General features: G+C 63.5%; 7 protein-coding genes. 1 reads left to right on the forward strand and 6 read right to left on the reverse strand.

What is annotated here, in order from left to right; genetic code table 11:
• Window positions 1–9: 9 nt before the first annotated feature.
• Window positions 10–843, reverse strand: a complete 834-nt coding sequence (locus tag BLW03_RS10460; RefSeq protein WP_074653881.1) for an SDR family NAD(P)-dependent oxidoreductase — start codon at window positions 841–843, stop codon at window positions 10–12.
• Between the two features lie 145 nt (window positions 844–988).
• On the opposite strand from BLW03_RS10460, the gene BLW03_RS10465 reads away from it, so the two are divergent.
• Window positions 989–1,888, forward strand: a complete 900-nt coding sequence (locus BLW03_RS10465) for an AraC family transcriptional regulator (RefSeq protein ID WP_074655929.1) — start codon at window positions 989–991, stop codon at window positions 1,886–1,888.
• A 3-nt stretch (window positions 1,889–1,891) separates the two neighbouring features.
• Here the strand turns inward: BLW03_RS10465 and BLW03_RS10470 are convergent, their stop codons facing one another.
• From BLW03_RS10470 to BLW03_RS10490, 5 genes are all read right to left on the reverse strand, one after another.
• On the reverse strand, window positions 1,892–2,779 hold the full coding sequence (locus tag BLW03_RS10470; protein WP_074653882.1) for a 3-keto-disaccharide hydrolase: 888 nt from the start codon (window positions 2,777–2,779) through the stop codon (window positions 1,892–1,894).
• A 240-nt stretch (window positions 2,780–3,019) separates the two neighbouring features.
• Window positions 3,020–5,107 (reverse strand): tRNA uridine-5-carboxymethylaminomethyl(34) synthesis enzyme MnmG, encoded by a 2,088-nt coding sequence (gene mnmG / locus BLW03_RS10475; protein ID WP_074653884.1) that lies wholly within the window; start codon window positions 5,105–5,107, stop codon window positions 3,020–3,022.
• A 56-nt stretch (window positions 5,108–5,163) separates the two neighbouring features.
• A complete protein-coding gene (locus BLW03_RS10480) occupies window positions 5,164–6,324 on the reverse strand; it encodes a vWA domain-containing protein (protein WP_212733176.1) in 1,161 nt (386 codons plus the stop codon).
• A 77-nt stretch (window positions 6,325–6,401) separates the two neighbouring features.
• Window positions 6,402–7,385 (reverse strand): rhodanese-like domain-containing protein, encoded by a 984-nt coding sequence (locus tag BLW03_RS10485; protein WP_074653887.1) that lies wholly within the window; start codon window positions 7,383–7,385, stop codon window positions 6,402–6,404.
• A 220-nt stretch (window positions 7,386–7,605) separates the two neighbouring features.
• Window positions 7,606–10,905: a TonB-dependent receptor gene (locus BLW03_RS10490; protein WP_139285170.1), complete on the reverse strand. Its 3,300-nt coding sequence runs from the start codon at window positions 10,903–10,905 to the stop codon at window positions 7,606–7,608.
• Window positions 10,906–11,156 lie beyond the last annotated feature (251 nt).

The raw sequence follows: 11,156 nt of genomic DNA on the forward strand, positions 1-11,156 counted from the left end.
GTTCCGCGGCTACTGTGGGAAGTCTGTGGACACGGAGACGCTGCGCCACTCCTCCACGTTCTTCGCGTCGCGCTGCAGACGGTCTTCCATCCACGCGATGGCGTCGCTGCCCATCAGTAGATGCAGTGGCTGTTCGGCACGACCTGCAAGATCGACCAGCACCTTCGCGAGCTTCGCCGGATCACCCTCCTGCTGGAGGCTTTTGCCGTTGAGCCACGCCTGCATCTGTTCCAGTCCCGGCCCGTACTCCGGGAGTTCATCCGCGGTGTATCGCACGGAGCCCGGTTCCAGAAACTCCGTCCGAAAGAAGCCTGGCTCCACTGCCGTCACCTGAATGCCCAGCGGCTGCAGTTCACCCGCGAGTGATTCCGACCAGCCCTCGAGCGCGAACTTGCTGGAGCAGTAGAGCGATGCCATGGGACCGCCCTTGAGACCGGCGATGGACGAGATGTTGAAGATGCGTCCGCTCTTCTGTTCGCGCATGCCGGGCAGGACGGCGCGCGTGACGTGCATGGCGCCGAAGACGTTCACGCGATACTGCGCTTCGACGTCGTCAGCCGATGCCTGCTCAAACGGGCCGAAGTGTCCGTAACCTGCGTTGTTGACGAGCAGGTCGATGCGGCCGAAGCGCTCGATGCCGGCCGCCACTGCTGCTGTTGCTTGTGCAGGCGCGGTCACGTCGAGCGCGACGCCCAGCAGGTGTTCCTGCGTACCCAGTGCCGACGCGATCTTTGCGGCATCGCGTGCGCCTGCGATCACCTGGTCGCCTGCTGCCAGTGCTGCCTTTGCGATCTCAAGACCCAGTCCGCGGCTTGCGCCTGTGATCATCCAAACCTTGCTCATTCCGTAGCTCCTTCTTGCTTACCCTGCTGAGGCTATGGGACTTCCAGAGGCAAGCGGTAGAACGAAGCATGCGAATGCTTGCCTGATCCGCTCAGGCACTGCAGCCGACGAGAACCCTGGGCGATGTTAGCGACGTCTGATGGTTATGACTTCCCTGCAAGAGTTGCAGCGCCGCATCGTGAACCACGCAACCGCGCCCACCACGGTAACAGCGGTGCCCGGCCTGTCGCTGTACCACGCAGACAGCGACGCGCCGCTGAGCGCGAAACTCATCTACACGCCCATGGTTTGCATCATGGCGCAGGGCGAAAAGAAAGTGCTGCTGGGCGATAACGTCTTCCGGTACACACCGGAGAGCTATCTGATCAGTTCCATCGATTTACCCGTGACCGGGCGGGTCTGCAATGCGGCACCGGGGCACCCGTACCTGGCTCTGAGTCTTGCGATCGACACGCGCCTGCTGTCCGAACTGTTGATGACATTGCCGCCCGCACCGACAGAGACGGAGCCACGCTGCGGGCTGGCCATCGGCAAGGTGGATGATGCGTTGCTGGATTGCTTTGTGCGGCTGACGCGTCTGCTGGAGGAGCCGGGGGCGATTGCGACGGTGGCGCCGCTGATCTCACGCGAGATCCTATATCGATTGCTGCAGGGCGACCAGGCCCAGATGCTACGGCAGATTGCCACGCAGGGGAGCCGCACCGTCCAGGTGGCGCGCGCGGTGCAATGGATCCGCGAACACTACGCCGAGCCGTTCTCTGCTCAGGCGCTGGCGCAGGTTGCCAACATGAGTCCGGCGTCGCTGCATCGCCACTTTCGTGCCATCACGGCAATGAGTCCGCTGCAGTACCAGAAGCAGGTGCGCCTGCAGGAGGCACGCCGGCTGCTGGTGACTCAGGGAGAAGATGCTGCGACTGCGGGCTTTCACGTTGGCTATGCCTCGCCGTCGCAGTTCAGCCGCGAGTACACGCGTACCTTCGGCAAACCGCCCCGGCAGGACGCAGCTTCCCTGCAGTCGAGGGCCGGTGCGGTTGCCGTCCCATAAAACCTACTTATCGAACTTGCGCCACCAGATGTCTTTCACACTGATCTTTGTGGGCTGTGATTCGATCTCGAAGCCGATCAATCCCATCTGGTTGTTGGCGTCGTTCGGGTCGTCATCGATGAAGGTAGCCATGAGCTGGCCGTTCATGATGTGCATCATGACGCCGCCGCGCGCGATGATCTCGTAATCGTTCCATTCGTTCGTTTTGACGTAGCCGCCGAGTGCCGCCTTGCTGCCGATATTGGCAACCAGCCGGTTGCCCTTACCGGGCAGTGCCTGCGTGACCTGGCCACGATACGCAAGGATGCCCTGCATGGTGTTCTCGGAGTACCACTGGCCCGTGTAGTCCGAAGCGGACTGACGCACAGGAAACCAGAAATCCGCTTGCGGACCTGTCAACAGCCACTTGGTCGGCGTGCCCGTGGGACCGGCGCCAGCGGGCTGCGGGCGCGTCCATGCTTCGCCGGTGTGCGAGCGATACTGGATGCCGCCACCGCCACCTTTTTCGATCTTCATTTGCAGCTTCAGGTCGAAGTCCTTCGCCTTGTCAGCGGTGTAGACGATGTAGCTGTTGCCTTTGCGGTCCTCTTCCTTCGTCTCGCCGATCATGACGCCGTCTTCAATGCGCCAGATCGCCGGGTCGCCATCCCAGCCCTTCATGGTCTTGCCATCAAAGAGTTGCGTGTAGCCAGCGTGGTCGTCGATGTCGTAGGGCAGCGGGTCATGGAACTTGGGCATGCCGGGCAGCATTTTGCCGCCGGGTCCGGCAGCGGGTGGACGGGCCGCTTCGGATTCGAGGGCGGGGGAGACGGCCTGTGCCGTCATGCTCGTAGGGGAGATGACCGCGAGGGCGGCGAAGATGATTGGCAGAGCGAGGAGCGTCTTGCGCATGGAGTTGAGGCCTTCCGTTTGAGACGATTCAAAGACGAGCCAGTCTAGAACCGCCGGGAGTGGTTTGGCGATTGGTTTGTGGGGAAATAAGTGAAGCACAGCGGTTCGCGCTTCGCGCAAATTCCCGTGTCTCAGAAGCGAGACATGGGCACCCGGTCTGGAGGCTGCGCTTGATGTTTGTGGTCGCAGTGGAACCCACCTTTTGCTTCGCATAGGATGGGGCGCCGGATTCGGTATTGCCTATGCGGGGGAGGCTGCGGATGGGTTTGGGGAGCGGGCCTGCACCTCGATAAGCATGTTGATCAGGGTCAGTGCGGCCGGTGTTACGCCTGGGATGCCGCTGGCCTGGCCGATGGTCTGGGGGCGGACGCGGTCGAGCTTTTCCTGGATTTCGCGGGAGAGGCCGCTGACGCCCTTGTACTGAAAGGATGCGGGGATCCGGCGGGACTCTGAGCGCTTGAGTTTTGCTATGGCGCGGAGTTGCTGGTCGAGGTAGCCGGCATACTTGAGCTCGGTTTCTACGGCGCGGAGTTCGTTGCGAACGCGTGAGGTCATGGGTTCGACTGCGTAACCTTCGAGGCCGGCCTTTGCGAGATGCTCGCGAAGCGCTGGGACAAGGCTTTCGATCTGGACTTCGGGACGCTTGAGGAGATGGGCGAAGGTTTGCCCCTTGAGATTGCTCAGGTCCCACATCTCAGACGCGAGACATTTCGACAGTTGTGCAACTGTTGAAATGTCGACTCTGGTTGCGTCAAGGAGCGCTGTCAGCCTGGCCATGCGAGCCTGCCGCGCTTCGTAGCCGGCCCATGCTTCGTCGTCGATGAGGCCCAGACGGCGACCATAGGGTGTCAGGCGGCGGTCGGCGTTGTCGATGCGGAGGTGCAGGCGGAACTCCGCACGGCTGGTGAACATGCGGTAGGGCTCGTTGGTGCCCTTGCTGATGAGGTCATCGATGAGGATGCCGGTGTAACCCTCGCTGCGGTCGAGCGTGAACGGCTCCTCGCCCTTCACGTTCAGTGCCGCATTAATGCCGGCCATCAGGCCCTGGCACGCCGCCTCTTCGTAGCCGCTGGTGCCATTGATCTGGCCTGCGAGATAGAGGCCGTCGATGCTTTTGACCTTCAGCGAACGATCGAGCTCCGTCGGGTCGATGGCGTCGTACTCGATGGCGTAGCCGGGCCGCAGCATGGTGGCATTCTCCAGACCGGGGATCGAGTGCACCATGTCGAGCTGCACTTCCGCGGGCAGCGAGGTGCTCATGCCGTTGACGTAGATCTCGTCCGTGTCGAGGCCTTCGGGTTCGAGGAAGAGCTGGTGCTGCAGCTTGTCCGGGAAGCGGACGATCTTGTCCTCGATGGACGGGCAGTAACGCGGGCCGATGGCTTCGATCTGGCCGCTGTACATCGGCGACCGATGCACGTTGTCGCGGATCAACTCGAGCGTGCGCGGCGTGGTGTTCGCGATGTGGCACGGAATCTGGCGGAGATACGGCACGTTCTGCGAGCGGAACGAGAAGGGTGTCGGATCGTCGTCGCCGGGCTGCACCTTGAACTCTGTCCAGTCGATGGTGCTTCCGTCGAGGCGCGGCGGCGTACCCGTCTTAAGGCGGCACTGGCGCAGGCCCAGCTTCTTGAGGTTCTCACCCAGATGAACGGAGGCAGGTTCGTGCGGTGTTCGGCCGGCGCTGGTCTTCTGTTCGCCGCAATGGATCAGGCCGTTGAGGAAGGTGCCGGTGGTGACGACAACGGCGCGTGCGTGGAGTTCGCGGCCATTGCGGAGTTTCAGCCCGACGCAGCGGCGCGGGGCTGCTGAAGTATTCGAATCAGACCTGGCGGCGCTGCGATCCCACACATCCGCTTCGCTTATGTATGGGGTCCCCGGATCTGTGTCAGCCGAAGGACTTGGGGGTTCGTCCCGCGATTCCAACAGGACATCCACAACCTCTGCCTGAACGAGCGTGAGGTTCGGAATGGTGTCGAGAAGTTCGCGCATGTGAACGCGGTAGAGCGCTTTGTCGCACTGGGCGCGGGGTGACCAGACGGCGGGGCCGCGCGAGGTGTTGAGCAGACGGAACTGGATGCCGCTCTTGTCCGCGACCAGACCCATGACACCGCCCAGCGCGTCGACCTCCCGAACGAGATGGCCCTTGGCGACGCCGCCGATGGCTGGGTTGCAGCTCATCTGTGCGACCAGATCGATGTTGAGCGTGAGCAGGGCCGTACGCAGACCCATGCGCGCGGAGGCCGCAGCGGCCTCGCAGCCGGCATGGCCTGCTCCGACGACGAGAACGTCGAAGTCCTGCGCGATCTGTCTCTGCGTATCGCTCACATCCTTATTTTACGGGCGTGGCAGAAGGGAACTCGCGCCGGCGTTAGGAATCGTGCTTACCGTGCCACGTCCACGGCAGGCGTGAACTCGGGTGCAAGCTGGTCCGGGTCGGGCGGCCGTGCAACCAGCGGACCATGCTGCACGCTGGGGTCAAGCTGTGTTGGATCGGCAAGCGGCATGGATGTGCCGGCGGCGCGGATGAAGTAACGGGGCTGACCGACGCCGATGGTAAGGATGTGTTGCCCTGCGGGCAGATTGATGGGGCGGTTGAACTCGACAATGTAGCGACCGCGGACCAGTGTGACGAAGTGGCCGAGCGTGGCCGGAAGTGCGCGGGGATCTGTCTCGAGCACCATGCCGCCGCTCATCTCGCTCAACATGGTCAGATCGCTGGGGGCTCGGACAGCAGGAATGGGCGTTGCGAGGCTGCCGAGCCCCCGCCGCCCGGTACCACCGCTGGTCATCGCAAAGGGTGGGGACAGGACGGCGCCGGGCGGCACCTTGCCGCGTTCCGCTACGGAGAAGATCGCGACGCCACCGTTCGTCGCAACGTTGCGTGCCTTGTCCGCGGTGAACTCGCGGTCCGCGTCGATGCCGTCCGTTAAAGCCAGCACGATGCGGCGTCCGGGCTGATTGGATAAGGAATTTGCGACGACCGCAGCCGACTTCCAAAGGCCCCAGCGAGGGTTGCAGGAGTCCATGGGACCATTGTGCGTCTCTGCAGCAACAACCGATTCCGCGTAGGCGCGAAAGAGGGAACGTTGCACGGGGAGCAGATCACCATGTCGTCGCAGGTGACAGCCGTCCGTGACATAGAAGACGACGCGATCTCGCGCGCCCAACGGACCAGGTGTGAGCGTCGTCAGCGCGTCGGCCAGGCTGGGCAGCAGGCTGTTGCGGTGACTTCGATCGATGAGGATTGCGAGCGTGATGGGGTCTTCGCCCTCCAGCCGCACCAGCCGCGGGCGAAAGGGTTTGAGGTCGTCAAATTGAACGGTGAACCGGGCTGGATCGATTGGCTTCACCGGCTCCAGGAGCGGATCGAGGATGAGGACGGGGATCTGCAGCAGGTTGGCATAGACGCGGATCAGTGGAGCGTCTGCGTCATGCTGCGAGATGGGTGTCTCCTGCGCGCGCATGACATCTGCGTCGCACCAAAGTGCGAGCACGGCGAGCGCTAGAAACCAGCGCATGCGGCCTGTGATTTGCGGGAGCAAGGGTGTCGTCCTGACGTTCCGAGGCCGGGTGAAGTCTCACACATGCCGGGTACCGCGGGCAAGAGCGCTGTTTGGCGCTACTCGAAGCGCGGCAGGTGCCGCAGTTCGCCTGCTGGAACCGGCTCCGTCGGACATCCGGACTTGACCCATGCGCGCAGGCCGCCTTCGATGACACGGACGCGGGTACCACGCGTCTCCATGGCGTGTGCAATGCGAATGCTGGTGGCGTCGCGCACGCAGGAACAATAGACGTAGATATCGCACTCCGGCGCCAGCGTTTCGCGCAATGCGTCCAGCTCCGCGCCCAGGCGGTTGGGTTCGACGCGGATGCTGTTCTTGATACGCTGCATGCCGGGGTCGTAGTAGCCGTGCGACCGGACGTCAGCGATAACGATGGGGCGCGATGGATCGGGGTTCGCCAGCCGCTCCACCACCTCGTCTGCGGAGACACGCTCCACGTTCCGGTAGCGGCGGTCGCGCATCTTGATGAAGGCCCACAGGGCTGCGTAGCCCGCGAGCGCGACGAGCACGAAACCCAACGCCACATGGCCGACAACGGCGAGCGCCTGCGTGACGAGCTTGATGTAATGGCTGAGGAAGTAGCCGACAGCAACCCATGTGCCTACGTGGAGCATGGCGCCGCAGAAATCCAGCGTCCAGAACTTGAGTGGGCGCATGTTGAGGCTGCCTGCGAGTGGAGGCGCCATGCTGTTGAGCCCGGGAATGAAGCGAGCGACGAGCAGCACACGCGGTCCGCGCTCATAGAAGAAGTCGGCCGAACGGAAGATGCAGACCTCAGGATCGATGGTCAGGCGGCAGAGACGGCCCAGCAGCCACCAGCCGGTCATACGTCCGCCGGTATACAGCACCGACGCTCCGATGTTCTCTGCGATCACACACAAAGGCAACAGGACGAAGAGGTTCAACGTGCCGCCGTGGGCTGCGGCGCCGCCCAGGATCAGTGCAAGGCCTGCCGGCAACGGTAATCCAAGGGCCGAAATAAGAAGTAGCCCAGCGACGGATAGATACCCATGCGCTGCCACCCATGCTGCCAGACTCATGGTTGTCCCTGCGTGCGTTCGAACACATTGGATGCGAAAACGGCCGTGGGTATGGCCGGGCAACGCACAATGGAGGGAGCGCCAAACGGGGATGAGTCCACGGCATCCACTTTGCTGCCCTGCGGCGGTTGGCCCATGCCTCGACGATACGTTGGATTCCCGTTTCTGCCCCCTACACCAAAGTCGGAGCGCAGAGCCTTGAGGATGTAGAGCCGACGCGTCACCATTCGTAGCGCAGACCGAACTGGAGGCGGCGCTCGCGCGTTGGGCTGGCGGCAGAACTGGTCAAGGTTCCAAAAGGTTTGCCGGTCAGGCCTTCCGAGGCGATGGTCCCGGCATCCTGAAAGATGAGCGGGAGAATGCCATCGGCACCCGCGGCGCCCACCAGGAAGGCTCGCTGTTCGACCGCCGTGGGGTTGACGTGATTCAGCAGGTTGAAGGCTTCGGCAGACAGGCGCAGGCTTGTACGATCGGACGCGGCGAGGGTCCGGGCCAGTCGCAGATCCACCGTGGCAGACCATGGCAGGCGAAGCGTGTTGCGGCCGACGCTGGGTAGGTAGGTCGCGCCGCCGGAGCCGTTGAGCGTCTCACGGCCACCGGCAAGTTCCGTGCCGCCGCTGAGGTTGTAGCTGTAAGGTCGGCCACTTTGCGCGACGAAGACCGGCGCCAGCGACCAGCCGTTGATCACGGCGCGCGCGATGTCAGATTGCGCATGCAGCAGCGGCTGCCACACCGCCGTGCTGACGACACGATGCGTGTGATTGAAGTTGGAGGCGGCGCGATCGTAGAGCGGTTGGACGGGATCGAACTGCGCGTCTTCATCGGGCGCGGCAGAGGTACTACGAAGGTTGTCGAGCGCTTTCGAATAGGTCCAGGAAGCGCGCAGGGTGACTCCCGCAGATGCGCGGCGGTCAAACTGCAGCGCCAGTGCGTTATAGCTGCCGTTGCCGTTGGAAAGCAGCGCCGTAACAGGACCGAAGGCATCTGTGACGCGTGCCGTATATCGAGGCACATTGAAGACATCGCCGTTGCGTGCACCGGGTTCTGCGCTGCCGGCACGCAGGATGCGGAAGGCAATTTTTGCAGTGGATGGGGCGATATTCAGGTCGGTGGTATTCGGCAGTTGCCGGCTGAACGACACGACATAGGTAGCGCTGATCGTTGTGCGTGCTGCCAGCTCACGTGTGATCGATAACTCGCCTCTCTGGATCGCGGGCAGCTGAAAGGTGCGGGAGATCATCATGGCTGCGCCCGCCGAAGCCAGCGGCCCAAAGGGCGAGCAGGTGAAGGTGGCGGGATAGCCGAAGTTGGTGCCGGCGCTGGCGCAGGCTGGATCGATGATGGTCCGTGGCGTCAGGCGCAACGAGGCCTGGCTGCCGGCCTGCGCGGTGTCTTCAAGCAGCCGCTGCAGCGTGCGGCCGGGCAGCGAACCGAAGTGAATCCCGTAGCTCACCCGCATCATCGTGCGCGTGCTGGCCGCGTAGGCGATGCCGAGATGGGGCGCGAGATCATTGGTGTCGGACGGCATGGTGGATGTTGTGGCGGCAACCCCAAATGCCGCGTCCAAAGCGGCATTCGGATGTTGTGCGGGAGGCAGGCGCAGGTACTCGTAGCGGACGCCTGCATCGATGCGCAGATGCGGGGTGACGCGCCAGCCGTCACCTGCAAAGACGCTCAGGGACGCGGTGTGGAAACGCGTCTCCGCAACCGCCCCGAAGGTCTGCGTGAAGCTGCGGAAGCAGAAGAGATGCACGGCTGCGTAGATCGACGGGCAGCCGCCGTTGGGGTAGCTGGTGGCCGAGTAGGTGTAGTCCGTGATGAAGTCCACAAGACCGCCCGCACGTCCGTTGGTAACTCCGCTGGTGTAGTCGTAAGCTCCACTACTGGCCTCGCGCGCGCCGATGCGTTCGTCGACGTCCTTGATGTTCGCGCCCAGTGTGATGGTTTGGGCGCGGCCGTTGAAGGTGCTGTGCGCGGCGAACTCGGTTGCACGCTCGTCCGGCAGGCGACGCGCGCCCAACGCGGCAGAACTACCGAAGGTGAATGCGTCCGCAATCGAGATTTGAGGAGCCGCATCACCGGGGCCGGTTCGCGGTTCGGCTGCGAGAGGCGGCGGCAGCTGCGCAAAGCTGGCGTCGCGGCTGTAGGCGGCATGCGCCTCCATGAGCCAACGTGTCGAAAGCGCCCATGTGGCGCGTAAGAGACCAGAGTCCGTATGGATAAGAACGTCGCCGGTGCTGGCTCGGCCACGGTCCAGTACCGGCTCCGATCGTTGTCCGGAAGGCGATCGAAAGCGGACGTGTGAGAAGTGCGCAGTCAGGGTGCTCCTTGAGCCCTGTTGCCAATCGAGCCGGGGCAGCAAAGCGAACTCGTCGGCGTGGCGAGGAACCGTGCCGGTCAGGCTGTCGAGGAAGGTGAGGGCACGGGCGGTTGCGGTAGCTCCGACACCGCGGTTTGCCAGCAGCGCCGTCTGGACTGCGCTGAGGCTGTAGAAGGCAGGATCGCTAGGCGATGCGATGGCTGGGAAGCTTCGTCGCTGCCCCTCCGCCGCGACGAAGCCGAACAGATGCCGTGGCAGGAGTGGGCCACCAACGGAGCCTCCAAACTGTTCTCGCTGGTCCCGTGGCTTGACCGCCGTGGTCGTCGGCTGGCCGCCGTTATAGCGCGTTGCCACTGCGAAGGGGTTCGCCGCACCTGTGCCGCTGTTTCGCAGCAGGAAGAAGATGGAGCCATGCGGGTCCGCCTCGCCACGGCGCGTGACCGTCGTGACCGAGCCTCCCGCGTCACGACCGAGCGTCGTACCCGTAACGGACGCGCGCACCTGAAACTCCTGCACAGCGTCCAGCGGCACGGTGAAGGGTAAGACGCGGCCGCCCCGTGGCTCGCCATCGAAGGCCCGGGTCAGGTCTTCGCCGTCCAGCACGTAGAGGTTCTGCGATGGTGCGATGCCACGAAAGCTGAGGCGAGCATTGTCGGCGTCGGCGGCGATGCCGCTAACGTCTGCGTCATCGGGAGTTGCGTCCTCGCTGCTGACCAGCGGTGTCAGCGAAGCGAACTGCTGAAAGCGCCGGCCATCGAGCGGCAGCAGTTGCAGATCAGCGGGGGATAGGCTCGCATCCACGGGTGAATCAAAGCCTGGAAGATCCTTGCCGTAGAAGACCTCAACGGTTTCGCTTACGATGCCGTTGGTCAATTCGGGATCGATCCGCAATGCCTGGCCAACCGCAATGTCAGCGCGGTCGATCTGCAGTAAGCCAAAGCCGTTCGCCGTGATCCGGATGCGGTAATGCCCCGGCGGAAGGGCGGGGAGGAAGAACTCCCCGAGGCGATCGCTGGTGGCATAACGCATGGTGCCGCTGCTGTCGGCCAGCGCGAGCGAGGCACCAACGATGACGGCACCCGAAGCGTCATGCACCACGCCACTCAAAGCACCCGTGACGGCGTCCTGCGGGCACGCTGCGCGTGCCCCAAGCGCTATCAGACTCAGCAGCATTACGGCGTGATAGCGAAACGGGCGCAAGTGCGCTCTCCTGATGGCCTGTACGGAGTAATCCACAGGAGGGTCTAGGAACAGGGAAATGAAGTCGAGCAGTACGTCCGCGCATGGGCGCTGGCTGGGCGAAGTCGTTTGTGTGGAGGCAGCGTACCAGAACGTTGCTTGCCAGTCCGTCCGGCGAAGAACCCAACCGCCTCTGTTCAACACACCATGCCCAATACGGGAGAGGCGGCAAAGAAAGGGCGGCAGCCGAAGCCACCGCCCTTCCTGTGTTG

Origin of the sequence: Terriglobus roseus (genome assembly GCF_900105625.1) — a bacterium.
Lineage (GTDB): Bacteria > Acidobacteriota > Terriglobia > Terriglobales > Acidobacteriaceae > Terriglobus > Terriglobus roseus_B.

Bases quoted from the DNA above. Each gene is read 5' to 3' on its own strand.
- BLW03_RS10460 (WP_074653881.1), bottom strand. From the start codon at position 843: ATGAGCAAGGTTTGGATGATCACAGGCGCAAGCCGCGGACTGGGTCTT.
- BLW03_RS10465 (WP_074655929.1), top strand. From the start codon at position 989: ATGACTTCCCTGCAAGAGTTGCAGCGCCGCATCGTGAACCACGCAACC.
- BLW03_RS10470 (WP_074653882.1), bottom strand. From the start codon at position 2,779: ATGCGCAAGACGCTCCTCGCTCTGCCAATCATCTTCGCCGCCCTCGCG.
- BLW03_RS10485 (WP_074653887.1), bottom strand. From the start codon at position 7,385: ATGAGTCTGGCAGCATGGGTGGCAGCGCATGGGTATCTATCCGTCGCT.